Source organism: Roseobacter sp. S87, assembly GCF_055693285.1.
This window is the reverse complement of the sequence record NZ_JBVFTR010000004.1, coordinates 1580433-1606175: the sequence shown is the minus strand read 5'-3', so window position 1 is coordinate 1606175 and position 25743 is coordinate 1580433. Positions and strand designations below refer to the sequence as shown.

The window sequence follows — 25743 nt, the reverse complement described above, 5'->3', positions numbered from 1 at the left end:
GCGTGCGCCGGGACTTGCACAGCAGAGCCTCCTCGCTATATGGGGAGCACCAAATTGAAGGGGGCATCACGATGCGCAGAGTAGTCATCACCGGGCTTGGTCTGGTCACACCTTTGGCCGATGGCGTCGAGGAAAGCTGGTCGCGTATTCTGGACGGACAGTCCGGTGCCGGGCCGATCACAGGCTTTGACGCCAGCAAGCTGGTCACACAATACGCCTGTGAAGTGCCATTGGGCGACGGCAGCGACGGTACGTTTGATGCCGGTAAATACATGGAGCCCAAAGAACAGCGTAAGGTCGATACCTTTATCCTGTTCGGCATGGCCGCGGCACAGCAGGCGGTTGAGGATGCAGGCTGGACACCCGATGACGCAGAGAGCCTAGAGCGCACCGGCGTGCTGATCGGCTCCGGTATTGGTGGTCTGAATTCCATCGCCAACACGGCAGTGATGATGCACGAAAAAGGCCCGCGCCGCGTGTCGCCGTTCTTTGTGCCGGGCGCGCTGATCAACCTTATCTCGGGTCAGGTGTCGATCCGTTACGGCTTCAAAGGACCGAACCATTCGGTGGTTACGGCCTGTTCCACTGGCGCACATGCCATCGGGGATGCCTCGCGTCTCATTCAGCATGGGGATGCGGATGTGATGATCGCAGGCGGTGCGGAAGCCGCGATCTGCGAGATCGGCATTGCCGGGTTCAACGCTTGCAAGGCCCTGAGCACCAAACGCGGGGACGACCCGCAGAAAGCCAGCCGCCCCTATGATGCGGACCGCGACGGTTTCGTTATGGGCGAGGGCGCAGGCATCGTGGTGCTGGAAGAATACGAACATGCCAAAGCGCGCGGCGCGAAGATCTACGCCGAAGTGCTGGGCTATGGCCTCTCGGGCGATGCCTATCACATTACAGCGCCGTCTGAGGACGGCGAGGGCGGCGAGCGTTCCATGCGCAATGCGCTGCGCAACGCCGGTGTTGAGCCCTCTGACGTGGATTACATCAACGCGCATGGCACATCGACCATGGCGGACACCATCGAGCTGGGCGCTGTGGAGCGCCTGATGGGCGATCACGCGGGCAATGTGACCATGTCGTCGACCAAATCCGCAACCGGCCACCTGCTGGGTGCAGCGGGCGCGATTGAGGCGATTTTCTCGATCCTGGCGATCCGCGACCAGGTGGCACCGCCCACAATCAACCTGGACAACCCTGCGGTTGAGACACCGATTGACCTGGCGCCCAATGCGAAACGCGCGCGTGAGATCAACGTGGCCCTGTCAAACTCCTTTGGGTTCGGCGGCACCAACGCGAGCGTTGTCTTCGGGAAAGTCAGCTGATGTGGCGACATATCGCATCCAATGCGGTGACGGCGCTCATTGTGCTGCTCTTTCTGATGGGCGGCGTGATCCTCTGGGGACAGCGACAGTATCAGGGCGCTGGGCCGCTGGCTGAGGCGGTCTGTGTCCAGGTGGACCGCGGCACGAACATGCGGCGTTTGAGCGAACAGCTCGAAGCGCAGGGTGCCGTCAGTTCCGCCACATTGTTCCGCATCGGCGCGGATTATGCGGACAAGTCATCGCAGCTGAAAGCGGGCAGCTATCTGGTCGAACCCGGTGCGTCCATGTCCAATATCGTGAATGTGGTGACACGTGGCGGGGCCAGCACCTGTGGCACCGAGGTGGTGTACCGTGTGGGTGTGAGCCGCGTGAACGTCCAGCTGCGTGAGCTGGACCCGGTGTCCGGCCGGTTCGAGGAGAAAGCATCGTTTAACCCGGCCGAGGATGCCGCTCCGGAGGTCTATCTGGACCGCAAGAACAACGCTGGTACCCGCTTCCGGATTGCGCTGGCCGAAGGTGTCACCAGCTGGCAGGTGGTGGAGAGCCTCAAGGCGATGGATGTGCTGGAGGGCGAGGTTGCGGAACTGCCGCCCGAAGGTGCGTTGGCCCCTGACAGCTATGAGGTACGTCCCGGCGATACCCGCGCAGAGGTGATTGCGCGGATGTCGGATGCTCAGGCCGGGCGCGTTGCAGCGGTCTGGGAAGCACGAGCGGATGACCTGCCTGTGGAAACGCCCGAAGAACTGCTGGTTCTGGCGTCGATCATCGAAAAGGAAACAGGCGTGGCTGAGGAGCGCGGGCAGGTGGCCAGCGTTTTTGTGAACCGTCTGAACCGCGGTATGCGGCTGCAGACGGACCCCACGGTGATCTATGGCGTGACCGAGGGTCGGGGTACGCTGGGCCGGGGTCTGCGGCAGAGCGAACTGCGTGCTGCGACGCCCTGGAACACCTATGTGATCGAAGGGCTGCCGCCGACACCGATTGCCAATCCGGGGCTTGCCAGTCTCGAGGCAGCCGCACAGCCGCTGGAGACGCCCTTTATCTTCTTTGTGGCGGACGGGACCGGCGGTCACGCCTTTGCCGAAACGCTTCAGGAGCATAACCGCAACGTGGCCGAGTGGCGTAAAATCGAAGCGGAACGGCGCGAGCAGCAGAGCAGCAACTGACCCGGAGACGGGGTTCCTGCGGGACAGTTGAATGCCCTTGAAACGCTGGGCTCAAAGCGGTTTTTTCGGTGCTGCTGCTGGAAAAGGTTAATGGCACCGTACGGTCAACTATTTGACTTGACGTGATTTTTCTTGACTTTGCGAACGGTCTCCCGTATAACTTGTGACATGCTGGAAGAAATGGGCAAACGACCCCGGGAGTGATCCCGACGGGTCGTTTTTTCGTTTTTCTCGTGCGGAGACCTACGCGCATGAGAGGTAGAACCTGAATGACCTTAATGACCCCGGAGCACGTAGCGTCGCAATCTGAAGATTTGCTGAAATCCGTGATCGGATCCATCAAAGATCTGCGTAAAGAACTTGAAGACCTCAAAGAAAAGGTCCGCGCAGGTGACGATTTTCAGACGACGCAGGGCAGTAAAACGGTGGCGTCGGCGACGTCGCTGCTGAGAACCTGCCAGGAAGTGGAGAACCGCCTTGTCGAATGCCGAACCAAAACCGCCGGTATCGCCCGCGGGGGCTATGCCCTCGACCTTGAAAAAGCACGGGCTGACATCGGGTGCAAGCTGGATCGGCTCCGCTGCACGCGAGGTGCAGGAGAGCTTCCTAAATGAACTGAGTGAGGGAGAGCTTCTGGCTCTCCCTTATCTTTTGAGTTCTGGGCCATGCCGCATCAGCTGCCGCCCGAAGGGGACTGGCGGTCCTGGGTGATCATGGGCGGACGTGGTGCGGGTAAAACCCGTGCAGGGTCCGAATGGGTCCGGTCACAGGTTGAGGGAGCGATGCCGCTCGATGAGGGGCGCGCGCGCCGTGTGGCCCTGGTTGGGGAGACCGTGGACCAGGTGCGCGAAGTGATGATTTTTGGCGACAGCGGCATCCTTGCCTGCTCGCCGCCCGACAGACGGCCCGTCTGGGAAGCCGGGCGCAAACGTCTGGTCTGGCCCAATGGGGCCATTGCCACGGTTCATTCTGCCTTTGACCCGGAGGGGCTGAGGGGCCCGCAGTTTGATGCGGCCTGGGTTGATGAACTGGCCAAGTGGAAAAAGGCCGAAGACACCTGGGATATGCTGCAGTTCGCGCTGCGGCTTGGAGATAAACCGCAGGTCTGCGTGACAACCACACCGCGCAACGTTGGCGTCCTCAAAGAGTTGCTGAAAGCGCCGTCCACGGTTGTGACCCATGCACCAACAGAAGCGAACGCGGCCAATCTGGCGTCTTCGTTCCTCGAAGAGGTCCGGACCCGCTATGCCGGGACGCGGCTTGGCCGCCAGGAACTGGATGGTGTGCTGCTGGAGGACGCTGAAGGGGCGCTCTGGACGACGGCAGGTATTGAAGCCTGCCGGGTCAGAGACACCCAGGCGCTGGACCGGATTGTCGTGGCGCTTGATCCGTCGACAACGGGCAGCGCGTCGTCAGATGAATGCGGGATCGTTGTGGCCGGTGTTACCATGCAGGGGCCACCGCAGGACTGGCGCGCCGTGGTCCTGGCCGATTGCACGGTAGCAGGCGCCAGCCCGTCCGCATGGGCGCGGGCTGCGATTGAGGCCATGGAGCTTTATGGTGCGGATCGTCTGGTTGCCGAGGTGAACCAGGGCGGTCAGATGGTTGAGGAAGTGTTGCGGCAGGTTGATCCGCTGGTGCCGATCACGGCCGTGCACGCAAGCCGTGGCAAATCTGCCCGCGCCGAACCGATTGCAGCCCTCTATGAGCAGGGGCGTGTCCGGCACATGCCGGGCCTTGAAGCGCTGGAAGACCAGATGTGCCGGATGACGGTGCAGGGATATGAGGGCCGCGGATCCCCCGACAGGGTGGATGCGCTGGTCTGGGCGCTGCATGCGCTGATGATTGAACCGGTTGCAAAATGGCGCGCACCGAGGGTGCGTACGCTCTGGTAACCGGAAATCCTGAAATTTGATGAACACTGCAGCAACGGTCTGGCGAGCCCGGTGCCGGCTGCCGTGACGCGCGGTGTCTGAGCCCGCGCTGCGACCAATCCTGAGGAGCGACTTATGGTTTTTGACTTTCTGAAAAAGACTGCGCCGGTGAACGTACCGGAACAGAAGGCGAGTGCGACAGGTCCTGTCGTTGCCTGGCAGTCGTCCGGCCGCGTCGCCTGGAGCCCGCGGGACGCCGTATCGCTGACCCGCACGGGATTTTCCGGAAACCCGGTTGGTTTCCGTTCTGTCAAACTGATTGCCGAGGCTGCGGCAGCGCTGCCGCTGGTCCTGCAGGACAGTGAGCAGCGTTATGAAACGCACCCGCTGATGACGCTTGTTTCGCGGCCGAACCCGATGCAGGGCCGTGCGGAACTGCTGGAAGCGCTCTATGCGCAACTGCTGCTGACCGGGAATGGTTACGTCGAAGCCGTGGCAGGCGAGGCCGGCCCGCCGGTTGAACTGCATGTGCTGCGGTCTGACCGGATGAGCGTGGTGCCCGGCGCCGATGGCTGGCCGGTTGCCTATGAATACGCCGTGGGCGGGCGCAAACACCGGTTTGATGCCTCCGGCGCCGTTCAGCCGGTTTGCCACATCCGCAGCTTCCACCCGCAGGACGACCACTACGGGTTCAGCCCGATGCAGGCGGCGGCGATGGCGGTGGACGTGCATAATTCTGCAAGCCGTTGGTCCAAGGCGCTGCTCGACAATGCGGCGCGCCCCTCGGGTGCGATTGTGTACCGCGGCGCCGAAGGTCAGGGCACGATGGCGAACGATCAGTACGAGCGTCTTGTGGCCGAAATGGAAAGCCACCACCAGGGGGCACGGAATGCAGGCCGGCCCATGTTGCTGGAAGGTGGCCTGGACTGGAAGCCGATGGGCTTTTCGCCGTCTGATATGGAATTCCAGAAAACCAAGGAAGCCGCCGCGCGCGAGATCGCCCTGGCCTTTGGCGTGCCGCCGATGCTGCTGGGTATCCAGGGCGACGCGACCTATTCGAACTATCAGGAAGCGCACCGTGCGTTTTACCGCCTGACCGTTCTGCCGCTTGCGACACGGGTCACGGCTGCGCTGGCGCACTGGATCGCGGGGTACACCGGAGAGGCGCTGACGCTGAAACCGGACCTTGATCAGGTCCCGGCCCTGGCGGCTGAGCGGGACGCTCAGTGGAACCGCGTGGCGGGGGCGGATTTCCTCACTCAGGCCGAAAAGCGCGCCCTGCTGGGGCTGCCTGCGGCAGAGGCCGGGGAGTGACCCGTCATGGACAAATTCGAGTGCGCGCCGGGACTGAGGCTGCAGGCGCATGAGCGCATTGCGGAGATACAGCACGCCAATCTGACCCGCCGCCTGGAGCGGATCGAGGAGATGATGGAGCGGCTGGAAAAACGTTTGTGGCTAACGGTTTACGGGATCGTTGCGATGATCCTCGGTCAGGGTCTGCAATCCTTGCTGGCCGCAGCACCCTGAGCCGGTCAGCTGACCGGTCACATCAATTATTCAAGGAGAAACGCCATGGAGTATGATACCGGGCTTGAGCACAAGTTTGCCCGTTTTGGCGACGCTGTTGATATCAAAGACGGACGTATCATCAGTGGATACGCCAGCCTGTTCGGCGCCGTGGATCAGGGCAACGATGTCGTGGCACCAGGCGCCTATAAGGCATCGCTTGAGGCGCTGGCGGCTCGGGGTGGCACGGTCAAAATGCTGTGGCAGCATGACCCTGCACAGCCCATCGGCATCTGGGACGAAGTGCATGAGGATGCGCGGGGCCTGTGGGTCAGGGGACGTCTGCTCGACAGTGTCGAGAAGGGCCGTGAGGCCGCAGCGCTGATTGCCGCCGGCGCCATTGACGGGCTGTCCATCGGCTACCGGACACGCAAAGCCACAAAGAATACGGAAGGCCAGCGCCTTCTGACGGAACTGGAGCTCTGGGAAGTGTCGCTGGTGACCTTTCCGATGCTGCCCAGTGCGCGGGTTGCCGCCAAATCGGATGAGACCGGTCTGGACGACGCCCTGCGTGACATGGCCGCCGCCTTTGCGGGTGCGCGCGCTGATCTGGCGCGCCGCTGACGCGCACCTGTTGTACCGGCCGCAGCGTCTGCGGCTGCAACCATCACATTGAGGAAACTGCGAATGAGCAAGACCGAAGCAAAGGCGGCAGGCGGGACGGGTTTGTCTCCTGCCGAGGACGTCAGACAGGCCGTGACCGGCTTTGTCACTGATTTCAAGAACTTCCAGAACGAAATTGACATGAAAATGCAACAAACAGAAGAGCGACTGACCATGCTGGACCGTAAATCGAACATCCCCCAACGCACACCTCTCGGAGGCGCTGTTGATGCCGGCGCACCGCATCAGAAAGCGTTCAATGATTATCTGCGCTCGGGCGACGATGATGGTCTGCGGGGCCTTGAGATGGACGTGAAATCCATGTCTACAGCGCTGAATGCGGATGGCGGTTACCTAGTTGATCCGCAGACATCAGACACGGTGAATTCGGTGCTGCGTGCAACGTCTTCAATCCGCTCGGTGGCGTCTGTCGTGAATGTCGAGGCGACGTCCTACGACGTTCTTGTTGACCACACCGATCTGGGCGCTGGCTGGGCCTCGGAGACTGCGGATACCACTGAAACAGGTACGCCGCAGATCGACCGCATCGTGATCCCGCTGCATGAGCTGAGCGCACTACCCAAAACATCGCAGCGTCTGCTCGACGACAGTGCCTTTGACATTGAAGGCTGGCTGGCCGAGCGTATCGCGGACCGTTTTGCCCGTGCAGAAGCGGCGGCCTTTGTGAACGGTGACGGCGTCGACAAGCCGCGTGGTTTCCTGAACCACACGAATGTCGACAATGATGTCTGGACCTGGGGCAACCTTGGGTATGTGCCGACGGGTCTTGACGGCGACGTGACAGCAGATGCTGTCGTTGACCTCGTTTACGCTCTCGGGGCGCAGTACCGCGCCAACGCGACATTTGTCATGAACTCCAAAACCGCCGGTCTGATCCGCAAGCTCAAGGACAACGATGGCCGCTTCCTCTGGTCTGATGGCCTGTCTGCAGGTGAGCCCGCGCGTCTGATGGGCTATCCTGTTCTGATTGCCGAAGACATGCCGGACGCGACTGCGGGTGCCGATGCGATTGCCTTTGGTGACTTTGATGCGGGTTACACGATTGCCGAGCGTCCTGACCTGCGTGTTCTGCGTGATCCCTTCAGCGCCAAACCCAACGTCCTGTTCTATGCGACCAAGCGCGTTGGCGGTGATGTAAGCGACTTTGCAGCGATCAAGCTGCTGAAATTCGCCACCTCCTGAACTGTGAAGTGACGATACCGGTGAGGCGGCTCTGGCCGTTTCACCGGGCCGGGTGCGCTCCGGCAGGTTCCGTGTTGTCTAGCTGCTCCCCTCCGACCGAGCAACACGGACAGGCGCGCATCCGGTTTCCACGACCGGGGAGCAGGAGAACTGGAGAATTTCGATGATGTTGATCGAAGAAACGACGGTGCCCGACAGCGCACTGCCGGTCGAGGATTTCAGGGCGCATCTGCGTCTTGGTACTGGCTTCGGTCAGGAAACGTCCCAGGATGAGGTGCTGACAGGCTTTCTGCGCGCGGCCATCGGCGCAGTGGAAGCCCGGACCGGAAAAGTCCTGATCACGCGCAGCTTTGGCTGGACGCTGTCCTTCTGGCGGGATCTGTCCGCGCAGGGGCTGCCGATGGCGCCAGTGAGCACCATCAACAGTGTCACTGTTTTGGCGCGGGACGGCAGTGAGACACTTGCCGGGCCGGAAACCTACTGGCTGGAAAAAGACAGCCAGCGACCGCGTCTGCGTTCCACCGGTGCCAGTCTGCCGGTCATTCCGACCAGTGGTTCCGTGGTGATACGGTTTGATGCCGGTTATGGACCTGCGTGGGACGATGTCCCCCCGGACCTGCGCCAGGCAGTGATGCTGCTTGCAGCGCACTATTATGAGTATCGCAACGAGACCTCGCTGAGCGATGGTTGCATGCCATTTGGCGTGACCAGCCTGATTGAGCGCTACCGCATCATGCGGATCGGCACCGGAGGTCTGCGGTGAAGTCCCCGCGGCTCAACCGCCGCCTCGAGCTCGAAGAGCCGCAGCGTGTTCCGGATGGTGCAGGTGGTTTTGTGACCCAGTGGCAGGTGCTTGGCACGCTCTGGGCACAGATCACCGCACGCACGGGTCGGGAAACCGCGCAGTCTGGCGCGCCGATTTCGGCCATGAGTTACCGGATCATCGTCCGCGGTGCGCCGTTTGGCGCACCGGACCGGCCGCGCCCGGAACAACGGTTTCGCGAGGGCCAGCGGGTGTTCGTCATACAGGCGGTGGCAGAAGAAGATTCTGATGGCCGATACATCACCTGCTTTGCCACAGAGGAGACGGCGGTATGAGTTATGCCATGTCAGGCGCGCTGCAGGCCGCCATCTATGAGGCGCTCTCGACCGACGCCGCGCTGGCAGCGCTGGTCGGGTCGGATATCTATGACGCGGTTCCGACAGGAACGGTGCCGGAAACCTGGGTCGGGCTGGGCCGCGAGCGCGCGCTGGATGCCTCGGATCAGACCGGCGCCGGCGCGCTGCACACGATTGAGATTTCGATCTTTACAACCCAGCCTGGCTTTGCAGGTGCCAAGGCGGTCGCCGCCGCCGTTTCGGACGTGCTGCATAATGCAGACCTTTCCCTGACCCGCGGGCACCTTGTTTTCATGCGCTTTGACCGCGCCCAGGCACGCAAGATTGATGACAACGCCGGGCGCGAGATCCTGATGCGGTTCCGCGCCCGCGTCTCAGATGAATAACGCCACCAACACAATGCACGAGGAGAGAACCCATGGGTGCTCAGAACGGTAAAGACCTGCTGATCAAGGTCGATATGGACAACACAGGCCAGTTTTCAACGCTGGCCGGGCTGCGCGCCACGCGCGTGAGCTTCAATGCCGAAACAATCGACGTGACCAGCCTTGAAAGCCAGGGAGGCTGGCGTGAGCTGCTCTCCGGCGCAGGTGTGCGGTCAGTGTCCATCAGCGGATCCGGCGTGTTCCGCGATGCGGATACGGACGAGCGGGCGCGTCAGCTGTTCTTTGACGGCGAAGCACCGGCATTCCAGGTCGTGATCCCGGATTTTGGCATTGTCGAAGGGCCGTTCCAGGTGACGTCCATCGAATACGGCGGCAGTCACAATGGTGAAGCGACCTATGAGTTGTCGCTGGCCAGTGCCGGCAGCCTGACATTCACCGCGATCTGACCATGGCAAATCCCTGGAGGGGCGATGTGGCCCTGGTCATCAACGATGAGACCCATGTGATGCGCCTGACGCTGGGCGCGCTTGCTGGACTGGAAGACAGTCTCGGCGCGGGGTCACTGCTGGAGCTCGTACAGCGGTTCGAGAGCAACAGTTTTTCCAGCCGCGACGTGCTGGATCTGCTGGGTGCCGGGCTTGAGGGCGGCCAATGCGGTGTGACGGCTGAGGACCTGCTGCATGCCGACATCGGTGGCGGGCCAATGGCTGCGGCACGCGCTGCGGCGGAGCTTCTGGCGCGCGCGTTTGTGGTGCCGGACGCATGAGCGAGAGCCTCGACTGGCCGGCGCTGCTGCGTGCGGGTGTCAGGGGCCTCGGGCTGAAGCCTGACGAGTTCTGGAAGCTGACACCGGCCGAGCTGCGTCTGATGCTGGGCGAGCCCGGGACCTCCGGTCCGCTTCTGAGCAGTGGTCTGCAGGCGCTGATGGATGCCTGGCCGGACGAAGAGAAAAAGGACGGAACAGATGACGGATGAACGCGGCTTTGAGGACCTTGAGGCACGGGCCGATGGTCTGAACGAAACGCTGGGGCAGACCAGCACGCTGGTCACCGGTTTTGACGCTGAACTGCAGCGCATGAAAGCTTCACTGCAGGCCACCGGACGGGATGTCGCCATTCTGGAGCGCAGCCTGAGCCGGGGCCTCAAGAGTGCATTTGATGGCCTGATATTTGACGGTATCAGCCTGTCGGAGGCGCTGAACACAGTGGCCAACAGCATGATCAACGCGACATACAACGCGGCCATCAAGCCGGTCACCAACCAGTTGGGGGGTATCCTCGCAACGGGCGTGTCCGGACTGGTGGACAACATTCTGCCCTTCGCAGATGGCGCGCCGTTCAGTCAGGGCCGTGTCATGCCCTTTGCCACGGGCGGTATCGTCAGCGGTGCCACTCCCTTCGGTATGCGTGGTGGCATGGGGATCATGGGCGAGGCTGGTCCCGAAGCGATCATGCCGCTTGCGCGCGGTCCTGATGGCAAGCTTGGGGTGCGTGGCGCCGGTGGTGCGGGCAACACAATCGTCATGAACATTTCGACCCCGGACGTTCAGGGGTTCCAGCGCAGCCAGGGGCAGATCGCGGCGCAGATGACGCGCGCGCTCAGCCGTGGCCAGCGTAACCGTTAATTCAGTCAGGGGAGCAGACCCATGCAGTTTCACGAAGTCAGATTTCCGGTCACCCTGAGCTTTGGCTCGGTAGGTGGTCCGGAACGCCGCACCGATGTGGTCACGATCAGCAACGGATTTGAGGAGCGCAATGCACCCTGGGCCCATTCCCGCAGGCGCTATGATGCTGGCGTCGGAATGCGTTCGCTTGATGATGTTGAGACGATGATCGCGTTTTTCGAGGCACGTTTCGGGCAACTCTACGCTTTCCGGTGGAAAGACTGGTCCGATTACCGGTCCCGCAAACCTTCGGAAGACATCACAGCCGCGGACCAGCAAATCGGAACCGGAGATGGTGCGGTCACGGCGTTTTCACTTACGAAAACGTATCAGTCCGGGGCGCACAGTTACGTGCGGCCGATCACCAAACCGGTCGCCGGGACAGTGCGTGTTGCGGTTGACGGTACAGAGTTGGCGGAAGGGTCAGAGTACACGGTTGATACCACGTCCGGTGTGATCACCTTTGTCGCTGCGCCGGCATCCGGTGCAACGGTCACCGCTGGTTTCGAGTTCGATGTGCCGGTGCGGTTTGACACGGACAGCATTCTGACCAGTGTCGCGAGCTTTCAGGCCGGTGAAGTCCCGAACGTGCCGATTGTTGAGGTGCGGATCTGATGAGTGGCATGAACGCAGGGCTTAAGGCCCACCTTGAGAGCGGATTGACGACGATCGCCCATGCCTGGGCCATCACGCGAAAAGATGGCGTTGTACTGGGCTTTACGGATCACGACCGGGAACTTTCCTTTGACGGGATTACGTTCCGCGCGGATACAGGCATGAGTGCTATGACACTGGCCCAGTCCACTGGTCTGTCAGTGGACAACACGGAAGCACTCGGCGCGCTGAGTGATCTGTCGATCCGCGAGGACGACATCGAGCAGGGCCGGTTTGATGATGCGACGGTCGAGGCATGGCTGGTCAACTGGCAGGACGTCTCGCAGCGCTGGATGCAGTTTCGCGGATCCATCGGAGAATTCCGCCGCGCTGATGGTGGTTTTCAGGCGGAACTGCGCGGATTGACAGAAACGCTGAACCGGCCCCTGGGTCGGGTGTATCAGAAGCCCTGCACGGCAGTTCTGGGCGACAGCGTCTGTGGTTTTGATCTGACAACGCCCGGTTTCTCGCTGGAAATCCCGGTGGAAGACGTAAGCAATGCGCGGCTTTTCCGGTGGGAGAACGTAGATGTGTTTGCAGAGGGCTGGTTCGCACGTGGACGTCTTGAAGTGCTGGACGGACCGGCTGGCGGGCTGAAAGGTATTGTCAAACAGGACCGTACCGAAGGAACAACAAGGACAATTGAGCTTTGGGAACCTTTGCGGGCCACGGTGAGCCCGGGCACGTTGGTCAGGCTGGTGGCAGGCTGCGACAAGCGCAGCGAAACCTGTCGGGCAAAGTTTCTGAACCTGATGAATTTTCAGGGTTTTCCGGATGTGCCCGGGGAAGACTGGATGCTTGCCGTTCCGAAATCAACCGGAGCGAATACCGGGGGGAGCCTGAGATGACGGACCGCGCCGAGCTTGTTCTGTCTGAGGCGCGTGCCTGGATCGGAACACCGTATGTCCATCAGTCTTCGGTCAGGGGGGCCGGGACGGACTGTCTGGGTCTGCTGAGAGGCGTCTGGCGGGCCTGTTATGGCGATGAGCCGGAAAGGGTGCCTGCCTATTCGCTGGACTGGTCCGAAGTCCGGCAGGATGAGCAGCTCTGGGCCGCCGCGCTGCGCCATCTGAGCCCGAAAGAGCTGAACGATGAAGCACCAGGCGATGTGCTGTTGTTCCGCATGCGCGCGGGCGCAGTGGCAAAACATCTCGGCATCGTCGGGCGCGTCGGGGCAGATGCCAGTTTCGTACACGCATACTCGCGATATGGCGTCATCGAAAGTCCGCTGAGCCGGCCCTGGCGCCGGCGCGTCGTGGCACGTTTCGCATTTCCACAGGAGGCCAGCTGATGGCGACGATTGTTCTTTCTGCTGCCGGTTCAGCGCTCGGCGCATCACTGGGTGGCACGGTTGCCGGTATTTCCACGGCCGTTATCGGTCGTGCCGTTGGCGCGACGCTCGGCAAGGTAATTGACCAGAAACTGATCGGAGAAGGATCGGATGCGATCGAGACCGGGCGGGTTGACCGGTTCCGTCTTTTCAGCGCCAGCGAAGGTGAACCTCTGTCGCAGGTCTATGGACGCATGCGCCTTGGCGGGCAGGTCATCTGGGCCTCTGACTTCACGGAGGTCGTCAGCGTGTCGGGCGGCGGCGGCAAAGGTGTCAGTGCACCCCGGCAGCCACAGACCCGAAGCTATAGCTATACCGTCAATCTGGCCGTTGCGATCTGCGAGGGGGAAATAACCCGGGTTGGCAGGATCTGGGCAGATGGCGAGGAAATTGCGCCCGACGATCTGAACCTGCGCATCTACAAAGGCAGCGGCGATCAGCTGCCTGACCCGGTGATGGAGGCCATCGAAGGCACAGGTATGGTGCCCGCTTATCGCGGAACCGCCTACGTCGTCTTTGAAAACCTCAGTCTTGAACCCTTCGGAAACCGGGTGCCACAGTTTTCCTTCGAGGTGTCCCGCCCGGAACAGATAAACGAAGCCGATGCTGCTTTTGCGCCAACGTATGGCATCCGGTCCGTTGCGCTGATGCCGGGAACCGGCGAGTATGCTCTGGCAACGACGCCGGTCTATTACTCGGACGGCCCGGGCAGTCGCTGGGCCGCGAACGTGAACACCCCTACCGAAAAGGCCGATTTCCGGGTGTCCCTGGAAGCGCTGGAAGAGGAGCTGCCGAACTGTCAGGCGGCCTCGCTGATCGTTTCGTGGTTCGGAAATGACCTGCGCTGTGGCAGTTGTGCCGTCAGGCCCAAGGTTGAGAAAAAAGACTACGACGGCGAGAACATGCCCTGGCGTGTCGCGGGTCTGAACCGCGGCACAGCGGAGTCTATGGTTTTGGATGAGAACGGACGGCCTGTTTATGGTGGTACACCGGCGGACCAGTCGGTGATCCAGGCCATTCAGGCCATGAACGTGGCAGGTAAAAAGGTGATGTTCTATCCGTTTATCCTGATGGATCAGCTGGAGGGTAACACACTGCCGAACCCCTATGACCCGGACGGCTTTCAGCCGCGTCTGCCATGGCGTGGGCGGATAACGTTGTCTGTTGCGCCGGGTGTGGATGGCTCGCCGGATGGTACGGCCGCTGCAGAGACAGAAGTTGATGCCTTTTTCGGAAACGTGACGGCGTCGGATTTCTCTGTTTCCGGTGGTGCGGTTTCTTACAGCGGACCGGATGAATGGACGTTGTCGCGGTTTGTTCTGCACTACGCGGCGCTCTGCAAAGCCGCTGGCGGCGTAGAGGCTTTTTGTATCAGTTCAGAAATGCGCGGCCTGACGTGGATCCGGGGCGCTGGCAACACTTTTGTTGCAGTAGAGCGCCTGCGCCAGCTCGCCGCCGAAGTGCGCGCGATTGTGGGGCCGGACACCAAAATCAGCTATGCATCTGACTGGTCTGAGTATTTCGGCTACCAGCCGCAGGATGGCAGCAATGACCGCTATTTCCATCTTGATCCGCTCTGGGCGGACCCGGAGATCGATTTTATCGGGATCGACAATTACATGCCGTTGTCAGACTGGCGGGACGGAGACACGCATCTCGATGTCAGTGCCGGGTCAGTTTACGACCTCGATTATCTGCGCAGCAATATTGCAGGCGGCGAGGGCTACGACTGGTTTTACGCCTCGGATGAAGACCGTGCGGCACAGATACGTTCACCGATTGAAGACGGCGCGCACAGCGAACCCTGGGTTTTCCGCTACAAAGACCTGCGCAACTGGTGGTCCAACGAGCACTATGAACGCATTGGGGGTGTCCGGGCGGCTGCGCCCACGGACTGGGTGCCGGGCTCCAAGCCTTTCTGGTTTACCGAGTACGGCTGCGCCTCCATCGACAAGGGAACGAACCAGCCGAACAAGTTTCTGGACCCCAAATCATCCGAAAGCAGTATTCCGCATTTTTCGACAGGAGCGCGGGATGATCTGATGCAGATGCAGTATCTGCGGGCGATGGTGTCCTATTGGGACGATCCGGCAAACAATCCCGATGCATCGCTTTATACGGGGCGTATGGTGGACATGGACCGGGCGTTCGTCTGGGCATGGGATGCGAGACCTTATCCTTATTTCCCGAACAACGCGGATCAATGGAGCGATGCGGCGAATTACGCACGCGGCCACTGGGTCAACGGGCGGACATCAGCACGGTCGTTGTCTTCTGTCGTTGAAGAGGTATGCACGCGCGCCGGGCTCGTCAATTTTGACACCAGCGGCCTCTACGGAACTGTGCGCGGGTATATGGTAAGCGAAGTCGGGGATGCCCGGAAGACGCTGCAACCACTGATGCTGCGCTATGCTTTTGATGCGGTGGAACGAGACGGGCAGCTTGTGTTCCGTATGCGCAATGGTCTGAACCCACTGACACTGGACCGGGAGCAGGTAGCGCTGAGCACGGAACTGGAAGGTGCAATCGAACAGACACGTTCGCCCGAAGCAGAGATGGCAGGACGGGTTCGTCTGCGGTTTGTGCAGGCGGACGCTGGGTTCGAGGTTTTGTCTGAAGAGGCGGTCCTTGAGGACGAGAAAGCGCATACTGTTTCCACATCGGAAATACCAATTGCACTGACAAGGACAGAAGGCCGCCAGACCGCGGAACGCTGGCTGACAGAAGCGCGGGTTGCCCGCGAGGCCGTTCGCTTTGCGTTGCCTCCTTCCTGTCTGAGTATGGGGGCAGGTGATGTTGTGTCACTGAGTGGCAGTGCGGGTGACAGCCAGGCGCTGTACCGGATTGACCGTGTTGAGCAGGGTGCATTGCAGATTGTCGAGGCGGTCCGGATTGAGCCGGATGTCTACCAGCCGGCGGAACTGTCTGACGAAGTGGCAAGGCCGCGCTCCTTTGTGCCGCCGGTACCCGTCCTGCCGCTTTTTCTGGACCTGCCACTGATGACGGGCGATGAGGTGCCGCATGCGCCGCACATTGCCGTGACCGCTCAGCCATGGCCCGGCACGGTTTCTGTCTACAGATCCCCCGGGGACAGTGATTTCAGGCTGACGGATGTCGTCTCGGCCCGCTCTGTCATCGGGGTGACCGAAACGCAAATGCAGAAGGCACGGCCGGGGCGGTTCGATGACGGGTTACCGCTGCGTGTCAGGCTGACCAGCGGCGCGCTGAGCTCTGTTCAGGAAAACGCTTTGCTGAGCGGGGCGAACCTTGCCGCGATCGGAGACGGTACGCCCGGCAACTGGGAGATTTTCCAGTTTGCTGAGGCGCGTCTGGTCGATCAGAGCACCTGGGAACTGACAAGGCGGCTGAGGGGGCAGCTCGGCAGCGACGGCGTGATGCCCGATGTCTGGCCGGAACAGTCATGGTTTGTGCTGTTGAACGGCATACCGAACCAGCTTGATCTGAGCCGTAACCTTCGGCGCGTGTCGCAGACCTATCGCATTGGTGCAGCGAGGCGGCCGGTGGATGATCCGTCCTATGTCGAGGATATCGTTGCTTTCGACGGCAACGGCCTGCGGCCTTATTCTCCTGTACATCTGACGGTTCAGGATCAGGCAGGTGGTGCGGCATTCTTTGAATGGATCCGGCGGACCCGTCTGGACGGAGACAGCTGGGACATTCCGGAGGTCCCGCTGGCCGAAGAGACCGAAAGTTATGCTGTCCGGGTCCTGAAAGATGGTGCACTGCGCCGGGAAGTGACTGTTGATCAGCCTGCCTGGACCTACAGCCTTACCGAGCAGAATGAAGATAACGTGGCGGGGACCTATACCGTCGAAGTTGCGCAGATATCAGCGGCATACGGACCGGGTCCGTCTGCATCGCTGGAGGTGCAGGCGTAATGCGGGCGTTCGTTCTTTCCGATCTGGTGAGCACCGCGCGCGTTTTGCGAGCGGTGCCGCCGGATGACCGGGCTGACCTGCTCGGTCGCCTGGTGACGCAGGCGCACTACGCCGACGTGTTTTTCAAAAAACTCGGGTATGCACATCCCCGATGGGGCAATGGTGCGCTGGGCAGCGCGGCAAGGCTGCATCCCGCCCGCGACCCCGGCGACCTGACGGATCCGGAGTTCTGCGAATGTCTGATGATTGTTCTGGACGGGATCCGCCGTTTCCGGAACCGCCCGTCCTGAGCGGTCCTGCGGGCATGTATTCCGGCCCGGAATGGGATCCATCACGGCTTTGCGTTTGGATTTTCCGGGGGGAGGGGTTAAATGTTCCTCTGAAAGGAACTTCGCCATGGCTGAACTCAATACAAACATTGCTGCTGTAGACCCTGCATGGGATCAGATCTGTGCCGAGGCGCGTCAAGCTGCGCTGGACGAGCCGCTGATGGGCGGTTTCCTGCACGCCTGTATCCTGCATCACAGAAGCATTGAGAAGGCGCTGTCTTACAGGATTGCCGCTAAACTGGCATCCAATGAGATGTCGATGGTTGTGGTCCGTGAGATGGTCGAGGAAGCCTATGCGTCCGACCCTGAACTGGTCCGGGCGGCGCGTGCCGATCTTGTAGCGATCTATGAACGTGATCCTGCCTGCCACCGGTTGTTGCAGCCGATCCTCTATTTCAAAGGATACCAGGCGATGCAGGCGTACCGGGTGGGCCATCACCTGTGGGAACAGGGCAAACGTGATCTTGCCTATTTCGTGCAGATGCGGGTTTCAGAGATTTTCGGCGTGGATATCCATCCGGCGGCGCGGATCGGGCGCGGCATCATGATCGACCATGCCCATTCCATCGTGATCGGCGAAACGGCAGTGGTGGGTGACAATGTCTCCATGCTGCATTCGGTTACGCTGGGCGGGACAGGCAAGGAAGAAGAAGACCGGCATCCTAAAATCGGTGACGGTGTTCTGATCGGTGCCGGTGCGAAAGTGCTGGGTAATATCAAGGTGGGCAATTGCAGCCGCATTGCCGCAGGTTCGGTGGTGCTGGAGGAAGTGCCGCCCTGCAAGACTGTTGCGGGCATTCCGGCGCGTATTGTGGGCGAGGCGGGCTGTGATCAGCCATCAGTATCGATGAACCACATGCTGGGGCCGGACGCTGTCTGACCTTCACTGCCGCTGAAAAAGAAAACCCCGGAGGCCATGCGGTCTCCGGAGTTGTTTTGTTCTGACCTGTGGTGCAGGTCCCGATGGCGCGTCAGGCGAGCATGGTCATCGGGTTTTCCAGGTTGTCCTTGATCGCGGTGAGGAGCTGTGCCCCCAGGGCGCCGTCGATCACGCGGTGGTCCACGGAGAGGGTGACGGACATGACCGTAGCCACGGCGAGTTCACCGTCTTTGCCCACCACCGGTTTTTTCACACCGGCGCCCACGGCAAGGATCGCACCGTGCGGCGGGTTGATGACCGCGTCGAAGTTGTCGATGCCGAACATGCCCAGGTTTGAGATTGCAAAGCTGCCGCCCTGATATTCATGTGGGGCGAGCTTGCGGTCGCGTGCCCGGCCTGCAAGGTCCTTCATTTCTGCGGACAGAGCGGACAGGGATTTCATTTCCGCGTCCTTGAGCACCGGTGTGAAAAGCCCGCCTTCGATGGCGACGGCAACGGCCACGTCAGAGGGTCTGAGTTTCAGCATCCGGTCACCGGCCCAGACAGCGTTGGCGTCGGGTACGGTCTGCAGTGCCAGTGCGCAGGCTTTGATGATGAAGTCATTGACCGAGAGTTTTACACCACGCGCTTCGAGCTGTTTGTTCAGCTGACCGCGGAATGCCAGCAGCGCATCCAGTTCGATGTCCCGGCGCAGGTAGAAATGCGGGATCGACTGTTTGGCTTCCGTCAGGCGGGCGGCGATGGTTTTGCGCATGCCGTTGAGGCTGATTTCCTCGTATTCGCGACCGTCATACATTGCCATGACTGCGTCGGCGGCGGGACCTGCCGCCGGAGCCGCTGCAGGGGCAGCAGAGGCGGCTGCCGGAGCTGCGGCGGGCTGCGGTGCAGCGGATGCGCTGAGACCTTCGACGTCAGCTTTGACAATGCGCCCATGTGGGCCGGAACCCTTAACTGTTGCCAGATCGACGCCCTTGTCCGCGGCGATGCGGCGCGCGAGAGGGGATGCGAAGATACGGGTGCCGTCTGCACCTGTCGGTGCGGCCGGGGCAGGGGCGGCCTTCTCGGGGCTCGCTGCCGGAGCCGCCTCGGTGGTCGCGTCAGCCGCTGGTGCGGCTTCCGGGGCTGCAGCAGGAGCGGTGGCACTGATGTCATCCGCGCTTTCACCGTCTTCCAGCAGGATCGCGATGGCGGTGTTCACTTTCACGCCTTCAGTGCCTTCAGTAATCAGGATCTTACCGATCGTGCCTTCGTCAACGGCCTCGAACTCCATCGTGGCTTTGTCGGTTTCGATCTCGGCCATGATGTCACCGGAGGAGACAGTATCGCCCTCTTTGACGTGCCATTTGGCGAGCGTGCCTTCTTCCATGGTCGGGCTCAGGGCGGGCATGAGAATTTCGGTAGGCATAATGCGCGCTCCTTATTTGTAGGTGACTTGTTTCACAGCGGCGATGACTTCTTCCGTGGTCACCAGCGCATGTTTTTCAAGGTTGGCGGCATAGGGCATGGGCACGTCCTTGCCGGTGCAGTTGATCACAGGCGCATCGAGATAGTCGAAAGCTTCCTGCATGATCACCGAGCTGATGTAATTACCAACTGAACCCTGCGGCCAGCCTTCCTCGACTGTGACGCAACGATTTGTTTTCATGACAGATTTCAGGATACTGGCGGTGTCCATCGGGCGCAGTGTGCGCAGGTCGAGGACCTCGGCTGAGATGCCGTCTTCTGCCAGTTTGTCCGCGGCTTCCAGCGCGTACTGCATGCCGATGCCGAAGCTGACGATGGTCACGTCAGAGCCCTCGCGCCAGATGCGCGCTTTGCCGAAGGGCACCGTGTAGTCGTCGATCTCGGGCACGTCGAAGGTGCGGCCATAGAGAATTTCGTTTTCAAGGAAAATGACTGGGTTGGGGTCGCGGATCGCGGTTTTCATCAGGCCTTTGTAGTCGGATGCCGAGTAGGGCATGACGACCTTCAGGCCGGGGATCTGCATGTACCAGGCGGCGTAGTCCTGGCTGTGCTGAGCGCCAACGCGGGCTGCAGCACCGTTCGGTCCGCGGAAGACCATGGGTGCGCCCATCTGGCCGCCGGACATATAAAGCGTTTTGGCCGCGGAGTTGATGATGTGGTCAATCGCCTGCATGGCGAAGTTGAAGGTCATGAATTCTACAATCGGGCGCAGGCCACCAAAGGCTGCCCCTGTGGCAATACCGGCAAAACCATGTTCGGTGATGGGCGTATCGATCACCCGTTTTGCGCCGAACTCGTCCAGCATGCCCTGGCTGATTTTGTACGCGCCCTGATATTCGGCGACTTCTTCACCCATCAGGAAGACAGTGTCATCCAGACGCATTTCTTCGGACATGCCGTCACGCAGTGCTTCGCGCACGGTCTGCTGTTTCAGTGTGGTGCCTTCGGGCCAGTCCGGTGTCGTGTCCGTCCGGGGCGCGGCAGGGGCGGTCGCCTCGGCGGCCACTGGCGCGGACGCCTCAGCGACCGCGTCGGCAGCGGGGGCTGCCTCCGGGGCCGGTGCCGAAACACTTTCCGCAGCGGAAGCGTCTTCGCCTTCTTCGAGCAGAACAGCGATAGCCGTGTTCACCTTCACGCCTTCAGTGCCTTCGGCGACGAGAATTTTGCCGATGACGCCCTCGTCGACGGCCTCGAATTCCATCGTGGCCTTGTCTGTTTCAATCTCGGCCATGATGTCACCGGAAGAGACGGTGTCGCCTTCTTTGACAAGCCATTTGGCAAGCGTGCCCTCTTCCATCGTGGGGCTGAGCGCGGGCATAAGAATTTCTGTTGCCATGGTTCAGGCCTCCTGCGGTACTTCTGTGGCGTAGATATCGGTCCAGAGCTCTTCGAGCGCGGGCTCCGGTGAGGATTTGGCGAACTCGGCGCTTTCGTTCACGACCGCCTTAATCTCTTTGTCGATCGCTTTGAGATCGTCCTCGGTGGCGTGTTTGCCGGTCAGCAGCAGCGAGCGTACCGCTTCGATCGGATCGCGCTCATCGCGCATCTTCTGCACTTCCTCGCGGGTCCGGTACTTGGCCGGGTCGGACATGGAGTGCCCGCGGTAACGATACGTTTTGATCTCCAGGATGTAGGGGCCTTCGCCGGAGCGGCAGTGTGCGACGGCCTTTTCGCCGGCAGCTTTGACGGCCAGGACATCCATGCCATCGACGGCCTCGCCCGGAATGCCAAACGACTTCCCGCGCTCGTAGATTTCCGCAGAAGAAGTCGAGCGCTGCTGGGACGTGCCCATGGCATACTGGTTATTTTCAATCACGAAGACACAGGGCAGTTTCCACAGAGCGGCCATGTTGAAGGCCTCGTAGACCTGGCCCTGGTTGGCGGCACCGTCCCCGAAATAGGTAAAGGTGACGCGACCGTTTTCCTGGTATTTGTCGGCAAAGGCCAGACCCGCGCCAAGCGGTACCTGTGCTGCGACGATGCCGTGGCCGCCGTAGAAATGCTTCTCTTTCGAGAACATGTGCATGGAGCCACCTTTACCTTTGGAATACCCACCCTCGCGGCCCGTCAGCTCGGCCATCACACCGTTGGGGTCCATCCCGCAGGCCAGCATGTGGCCGTGATCGCGGTAAGAGGTAATGCGCTTGTCGCCTTCCTCGGCTGCGGCCTCAAGACCCACAACAACGGCTTCCTGCCCGATATAGAGGTGGCAGAAACCGCCGATCAGACCCATGCCGTAAAGCTGGCCGGCTTTTTCCTCGAACCGCCGTATCAGCAGCATGTCCTTGTAGTAGGCTTTCAGCTCTTCCGCTGACACATTGGGCTTCTTGGCCGCTTTGCGGGTTGCCATATGGCGGTCCTCCGTCTTCTGTTCCGGGGCTTCCGGAGAGATAGTTTAGCGTTAAACTATCTATTATCGGATTCGGAGGGGATTTGCGAGTGTCATTCTGACGCGGCGTCAGAACGGGCCGGAAATCACCGGAGAAGGCGTTATCTGATGACGATTTCGTCCGCGCGGATACGGCCCAGAACACGTCGCGCCTGTTCATCAAGCAGGTCGAGATCGAGGTAATCATCCGACAGGCGCAGGGTCAGATTTTCCATGCGGGAAACTTCAGCTTCAAGATCGGCCAGCTGCGTTCTCAGCACCTGTGCGTCCGCATTGATCTCTGCCCGGCGGAACAGCCCGAAATCACCCTGCACGGCAGCAAAGGTGAAATAAGTCGCAAGCCCGAGGGCCAGCGTGAAGAACACAAAGGTTCCGAATGCGGGGCGGTTCTGCCTGTTCATCTGCGCGTTGCCTGTGTCACTGCCTCTTTGCGGGCATGCGCAGACTATGCCACAGATGCGGACTCCTGTGAATCCCCCAAAGGCCTAAAACTGCAGAAAAACCGCGGTTTCAGAGCGGTTCAGGCGGTTTCAAGTGCCGCGACGCCGGGCAGTGTCTTGCCTTCCATCCATTCCAGGAACGCGCCGCCAGCGGTGGAGATATAAGTGAAATCTCCGGCCGCCCCTGCCTGATTGAGTGCAGCGACCGTGTCCCCGCCGCCGGCCACCGAGATCAGTGACCCAGCGCGGGTCTGGCGGGCCGCGTCGGCTGCTGCTGCGTTGGTGGCCATGTCAAAGGGCGGAATTTCAAAGGCACCCATCGGCCCGTTCCAGATCAGTGTTTTCAGGTCAGCGAAGGCCCCGGAAACGGCGCGTACGCTGTCCGGTCCTGCATCCAGTACCATCTGGTCTGCCTCAAGAACTGTGTCGGGTCCCAGGGCAATCACTTCGTGATCCGCGCCCGCTTTGAACTCGCGCGCGACCAGCCCGTCTGTCGGCAGCAAAACGCGGCACCCGCTATCGGAGGCCTGCGCCATGATCGTGTTTGCCGTGTCAATGAAGTCCGGTTCCTGCAGAGAGGCACCGAGCTGTGCGCCCTGAGCGGCGAGGAAGGTGTTGGCCATACCGCCGCCGATCACGAGCAGATCGAGGCGCCCGACCAGGTTTTCCAGAAGCGCGATTTTGGTCGATACCTTCGCACCGCCGACCACGGCGCCAACGGGGCGCTCGGGCGTTGAAAGTGCCGCTTCCAGCGCAGAGAGTTCTGCCTGCATCAGCCGTCCGGCGCAGGAGGGCAGCAGATGCGCCACACCCGTGGTGGAAGCATGCGCCCGGTGCGCGGCGGAAAAGGCATCGTTGCAGAATACATCGCCCAGCGTCGCGAGGAACTGTGCCATGCCGGGGTCATTTGCCTCTTCGCCTGGCGCAAAGCGGGTGTTCTCTACAAGCACCACCGATCCGGCGGGCAGAGCGGCCAGCGCGTCCGGGTCCGGACGTTCCACAAAGGTGACCGGCTGACCCAGAGCGGCCTCCAGCGCGGGCAGCGTGACACGCAGTGACATCTCCGGCACGTACTGTCCCTTCGGGCGCCCGAAGTGAGCCAGCAGAATGGGCAGACCGCCTGAGGCAAGAATGTCTTTGATGGTCGGGACAATCCGGTCAATCCGGGTGGTGTCGGTGACGCGGCCGTCTTCGACGGGCACGTTGATATCGACGCGTACCAGAACCCGTTTTCCGCTCAGATCCATGTCATCCAGCGTTTTCCAGCCCATCAGACCACTCCTTTTCTGTGATGCGTCCTGTTTTGCGCTTATCACGGGCGAGGTCAATGGACCTGCTTGGCAATCGGGGCGCCAAAGCTTAGGTAGATGCCCAAGTATTCAGACAAGGAGCGCCTTATGGCCGAGATCAAAGACCCCGAAAACACAATCCTGATGGAACTGAAGGGCGGTACTGTGACCATTCAGCTGCTGCCGGATGTGGCCCCCAAACATGTGGAGCGGATGAAGGAACTTGCACGGTCGGGCCAGTACGATAACGTCGCATTCCACCGGGTGATCGAAGGGTTCATGGCGCAGACAGGTGATGTTCAGCACGGCGATATGGAAGACGGTTTCAACCTGCGTATGGCAGGCACCGGCGGATCGGATCTGCCGAATGTGCCGGCAGAGTTCTCCAAGATCCCGCATGCACGCGGCTCGCTGGGGGCCGCACGGTCCGCGAACCCGGACAGTGCCAACAGCCAGTTCTTTATCAACTTCAAGGACAACGATTTCCTGAACGGTCAGTACACCGTCTACGGCCAGGTCATCGAAGGCATGGAGCATGTCGACGCCATCACCCGCGGCGAGCCGCCAGCGGAACCCGACCGCATGATTTCGGTGAAGGTAGCGGCAGATGCGTAGGGCCGCAGCCGCTGCTCTTCTGCTGGCTGCAGGACCTGCGCTGGCAGACGGGATCGAAATCACTGTGGCCGGTGAGGCCAACGGTGTGATTGTCATCGACCTTTTTGAGGATGTGGCACCTAACCACGTGGAGCGGATCACCACGCTCGCAGCCGGTGGTTCCTATGACGGGATCGTCTTTCACCGGGTGATTGACGGGTTCATGGCACAAACCGGCGATGTCCAGCACGGCAGACTGGGCGGCGACATGCGCCGCGCGGGCACCGGGGCGTCTGATATGCCCAACCTGGACGCTGAGTTTTCCGATGTGCCCTATGATCGCGGTATCGTTGGCATGGCGCGGGCCCAGAACCCCAACAGTGCGAACAGCCAGTTCTTTATTATGTTCAACGAGGGCTATTTCCTGAACGGCCAGTACACGGTCGTGGGTCAGGTGACAGAGGGTCTCAATGTGCTGGATGCCATCAAACGTGGTGACGGCCCGAACGGTGCGATCATCGGTCAGCCCGATGTGATGCAGACGGTTGTTGTAACCGAATAACCGCGCGTTCATCGCGGTTTTCTGACGGCAGGCTCCGGCGGGGCCTGCCGTTTTTTGTTGCCCGGTCCCTGCATCGTGGTGTTGCATGCGCACAGCGGGCGGGAGGTGCACATGCAGAAGAATTTCGTGAACGTCATGGGTCAGGACATGGCCTGGACCGGGATGGGCGAGGGGCGGCCCATCGTGTTTCTGCACGGTAATCCGACGTCGTCGTACCTGTGGCGGGATGTGATGCCCGGAGTTGCGCATCTGGGGCGGTGCATCGCGCCGGACCTCATTGGTATGGGCGACAGTGCCAAATTACAGGGTGCGGACGCAGGCACCTATACCTTTGACCTGCACAGCCGGTATCTGGCGGGTTTCATGCAGGCGATGGGGCTCGAAAAGGACGTGCTGATGGTGGTCCATGACTGGGGATCTGCTCTGGGATTTGACTGGGCCTTTCACAACCAGAGGGCCGTGCGCGGCATCGCCTATATGGAAGGGATCGTAATGCCGTTGCCGGGCTGGGGCGATTTTTCAGAAGCCGCAATGCCGGTTTTTCAGGCCCTGCGGTCAGAGGCGGGCGAGGAGATGATCCTAGACAGGAACGTCTTTATCGAACGCATTCTGCCGGGATCGGTGTTGCGTGATCTGACAGAGGCAGAAATGACCGAATACCGGCGACCGTTTCTGCAGCGCGAAGACCGTTACCCGACCCTGACCTGGCCGCGCCAGATCCCCATCGGTGGGGAGCCTGCGGAAGTTGTGGCGCGCATAGGTGCCTATGCATCCTGGCTCAAACGCAGCGATCTGCCAAAGCTGTTCATTGATGCCGATCCCGGTGCGATCCTGATCGGGCAGCAGCGCGAGTTCTGCCGCGCCTGGCCAAATCAGCGGGAGGTTCAGGTCGCCGGCAGTCATTTCATCCAGGAAGACAGCGGCGCTGAAATCGGACAGGCGATTGCTGACTGGATCACGCAGGAAGGTCTCTGATCCCACTGACATATGGTCACATCTGCT

Annotated in this window: 28 protein-coding genes and 1 pseudogene; 24 read left to right on the top strand and 5 right to left on the bottom strand. The window is 61.0% G+C overall.

Translation table 11 applies throughout. From position 1 onward, the window contains the following. Window positions 1-71: 71 nt before the first annotated feature. From fabF to cysE, 21 genes and pseudogenes are all read left to right on the top strand, one after another. Window positions 72-1331, top strand: coding sequence for a beta-ketoacyl-ACP synthase II (gene fabF / locus ACZ1HA_RS08930; RefSeq protein WP_472713587.1), 1260 nt, complete (start codon window positions 72-74; stop codon window positions 1329-1331). Then, entirely contained in the window at window positions 1331-2497 is a 1167-nt protein-coding gene (gene mltG, locus ACZ1HA_RS08925) for an endolytic transglycosylase MltG (RefSeq protein ID WP_472713586.1), read from the top strand. The genes fabF and mltG overlap by 1 nt, the downstream gene beginning before the upstream one ends. Before the next feature lie 269 nt (window positions 2498-2766). Continuing rightward, window positions 2767-3111: a hypothetical protein gene (locus tag ACZ1HA_RS08920; RefSeq protein ID WP_472713585.1), complete on the top strand. Its 345-nt coding sequence runs from the start codon at window positions 2767-2769 to the stop codon at window positions 3109-3111. Continuing rightward, window positions 3020-4392: pseudogene (locus tag ACZ1HA_RS08915) on the top strand (DNA-packaging protein). The gene ACZ1HA_RS08920 and the pseudogene ACZ1HA_RS08915 overlap by 92 nt, the downstream one beginning before the upstream one ends. A gap of 114 nt (window positions 4393-4506) precedes the next feature. Then, a complete protein-coding gene (locus ACZ1HA_RS08910) occupies window positions 4507-5685 on the top strand; it encodes a phage portal protein (RefSeq protein WP_375227413.1) in 1179 nt (392 codons plus the stop codon). Between the two features lie 6 nt (window positions 5686-5691). Beyond that, window positions 5692-5898 carry a GTA head formation protein, RCAP_rcc01685 family gene (locus tag ACZ1HA_RS08905; protein WP_375227414.1) on the top strand — a complete coding sequence of 69 codons (207 nt, stop codon included), beginning with the start codon at window positions 5692-5694 and terminating at the stop codon, window positions 5896-5898. Between the two features lie 45 nt (window positions 5899-5943). After that, window positions 5944-6501, top strand: coding sequence for an HK97 family phage prohead protease (locus ACZ1HA_RS08900; protein WP_472713584.1), 558 nt, complete (start codon window positions 5944-5946; stop codon window positions 6499-6501). A gap of 63 nt (window positions 6502-6564) precedes the next feature. Beyond that, window positions 6565-7743 (top strand): phage major capsid protein, encoded by a 1179-nt coding sequence (locus ACZ1HA_RS08895; protein WP_375227416.1) that lies wholly within the window; start codon window positions 6565-6567, stop codon window positions 7741-7743. Between the two features lie 163 nt (window positions 7744-7906). Further along, window positions 7907-8506 carry a head-tail connector protein gene (locus ACZ1HA_RS08890; protein WP_472713583.1) on the top strand — a complete coding sequence of 200 codons (600 nt, stop codon included), beginning with the start codon at window positions 7907-7909 and terminating at the stop codon, window positions 8504-8506. Next, window positions 8503-8841: a head-tail adaptor protein gene (locus ACZ1HA_RS08885; protein WP_375227418.1), complete on the top strand. Its 339-nt coding sequence runs from the start codon at window positions 8503-8505 to the stop codon at window positions 8839-8841. Before ACZ1HA_RS08890 ends, ACZ1HA_RS08885 begins: the two co-directional genes overlap by 4 nt. Next, window positions 8838-9248: a DUF3168 domain-containing protein gene (locus ACZ1HA_RS08880; RefSeq protein ID WP_472713582.1), complete on the top strand. Its 411-nt coding sequence runs from the start codon at window positions 8838-8840 to the stop codon at window positions 9246-9248. The genes ACZ1HA_RS08885 and ACZ1HA_RS08880 overlap by 4 nt, the downstream gene beginning before the upstream one ends. Window positions 9249-9280: 32 nt before the next feature. Further along, the gene (locus ACZ1HA_RS08875; RefSeq protein WP_375227420.1) at window positions 9281-9694 is read left to right on the top strand and encodes a phage major tail protein, TP901-1 family; all 414 of its coding nucleotides are present in this window, start codon (window positions 9281-9283) and stop codon (window positions 9692-9694) included. Between the two features lie 2 nt (window positions 9695-9696). Further along, window positions 9697-10014, top strand: coding sequence for a gene transfer agent family protein (locus ACZ1HA_RS08870; protein WP_375227421.1), 318 nt, complete (start codon window positions 9697-9699; stop codon window positions 10012-10014). Then, a complete protein-coding gene (locus tag ACZ1HA_RS08865) occupies window positions 10011-10223 on the top strand; it encodes a rcc01693 family protein (RefSeq protein WP_375227422.1) in 213 nt (70 codons plus the stop codon). Before ACZ1HA_RS08870 ends, ACZ1HA_RS08865 begins: the two co-directional genes overlap by 4 nt. Next, window positions 10213-10872, top strand: a complete 660-nt coding sequence (locus ACZ1HA_RS08860; protein WP_375227423.1) for a phage tail tape measure protein — start codon at window positions 10213-10215, stop codon at window positions 10870-10872. The genes ACZ1HA_RS08865 and ACZ1HA_RS08860 overlap by 11 nt, the downstream gene beginning before the upstream one ends. A 21-nt stretch (window positions 10873-10893) precedes the next feature. After that, entirely contained in the window at window positions 10894-11526 is a 633-nt protein-coding gene (locus tag ACZ1HA_RS08855) for a phage distal tail protein, Rcc01695 family (RefSeq protein WP_375227424.1), read from the top strand. Continuing rightward, window positions 11526-12413 carry a DUF2163 domain-containing protein gene (locus ACZ1HA_RS08850; protein ID WP_472713581.1) on the top strand — a complete coding sequence of 296 codons (888 nt, stop codon included), beginning with the start codon at window positions 11526-11528 and terminating at the stop codon, window positions 12411-12413. Before ACZ1HA_RS08855 ends, ACZ1HA_RS08850 begins: the two co-directional genes overlap by 1 nt. After that, the gene (locus tag ACZ1HA_RS08845) at window positions 12410-12856 is read left to right on the top strand and encodes a C40 family peptidase (RefSeq protein ID WP_375227425.1); all 447 of its coding nucleotides are present in this window, start codon (window positions 12410-12412) and stop codon (window positions 12854-12856) included. Before ACZ1HA_RS08850 ends, ACZ1HA_RS08845 begins: the two co-directional genes overlap by 4 nt. Then, window positions 12856-16794, top strand: a complete 3939-nt coding sequence (locus tag ACZ1HA_RS08840) for a baseplate multidomain protein megatron (protein WP_472713580.1) — start codon at window positions 12856-12858, stop codon at window positions 16792-16794. The genes ACZ1HA_RS08845 and ACZ1HA_RS08840 overlap by 1 nt, the downstream gene beginning before the upstream one ends. After that, window positions 16794-17084 (top strand): DUF7742 family protein, encoded by a 291-nt coding sequence (locus tag ACZ1HA_RS08835; protein ID WP_375227426.1) that lies wholly within the window; start codon window positions 16794-16796, stop codon window positions 17082-17084. The genes ACZ1HA_RS08840 and ACZ1HA_RS08835 overlap by 1 nt, the downstream gene beginning before the upstream one ends. Window positions 17085-17190: 106 nt before the next feature. After that, window positions 17191-18003, top strand: coding sequence for a serine O-acetyltransferase (cysE, locus tag ACZ1HA_RS08830; protein ID WP_375227427.1), 813 nt, complete (start codon window positions 17191-17193; stop codon window positions 18001-18003). Window positions 18004-18094: 91 nt separating this feature from the next. Here cysE and ACZ1HA_RS08825 read toward each other — a convergent pair whose 3' ends face one another. The 5 genes from ACZ1HA_RS08825 to ACZ1HA_RS08805 all read right to left on the bottom strand — a co-directional run bounded on the left by ACZ1HA_RS08825 (window position 18095) and on the right by ACZ1HA_RS08805 (window position 23567). Continuing rightward, a complete protein-coding gene (locus tag ACZ1HA_RS08825) occupies window positions 18095-19408 on the bottom strand; it encodes a pyruvate dehydrogenase complex dihydrolipoamide acetyltransferase (protein ID WP_472713579.1) in 1314 nt (437 codons plus the stop codon). A gap of 12 nt (window positions 19409-19420) precedes the next feature. Next, a complete protein-coding gene (locus ACZ1HA_RS08820) occupies window positions 19421-20803 on the bottom strand; it encodes a pyruvate dehydrogenase complex E1 component subunit beta (protein WP_472713578.1) in 1383 nt (460 codons plus the stop codon). 3 nt (window positions 20804-20806) lie between these two features. Further along, window positions 20807-21817, bottom strand: a complete 1011-nt coding sequence (gene pdhA / locus ACZ1HA_RS08815; RefSeq protein WP_472713577.1) for a pyruvate dehydrogenase (acetyl-transferring) E1 component subunit alpha — start codon at window positions 21815-21817, stop codon at window positions 20807-20809. A 140-nt stretch (window positions 21818-21957) separates the two neighbouring features. Beyond that, a complete protein-coding gene (locus ACZ1HA_RS08810; protein ID WP_375227430.1) occupies window positions 21958-22257 on the bottom strand; it encodes an FtsB family cell division protein in 300 nt (99 codons plus the stop codon). A gap of 119 nt (window positions 22258-22376) precedes the next feature. After that, the gene (locus tag ACZ1HA_RS08805; protein WP_472713576.1) at window positions 22377-23567 is read right to left on the bottom strand and encodes a phosphoglycerate kinase; all 1191 of its coding nucleotides are present in this window, start codon (window positions 23565-23567) and stop codon (window positions 22377-22379) included. Between the two features lie 126 nt (window positions 23568-23693). Here ACZ1HA_RS08805 and ACZ1HA_RS08800 point away from each other — a divergent pair, with 126 nt between their 5' ends. From ACZ1HA_RS08800 to ACZ1HA_RS08790, 3 genes are all read left to right on the top strand, one after another. Next, entirely contained in the window at window positions 23694-24200 is a 507-nt protein-coding gene (locus ACZ1HA_RS08800; RefSeq protein WP_375227432.1) for a peptidylprolyl isomerase, read from the top strand. Next, the gene (locus ACZ1HA_RS08795; protein ID WP_472713575.1) at window positions 24193-24741 is read left to right on the top strand and encodes a peptidylprolyl isomerase; all 549 of its coding nucleotides are present in this window, start codon (window positions 24193-24195) and stop codon (window positions 24739-24741) included. Before ACZ1HA_RS08800 ends, ACZ1HA_RS08795 begins: the two co-directional genes overlap by 8 nt. Window positions 24742-24852: 111 nt before the next feature. Further along, on the top strand, window positions 24853-25716 hold the full coding sequence (locus tag ACZ1HA_RS08790) for a haloalkane dehalogenase (protein WP_472713574.1): 864 nt from the start codon (window positions 24853-24855) through the stop codon (window positions 25714-25716). Window positions 25717-25743 lie beyond the last annotated feature (27 nt).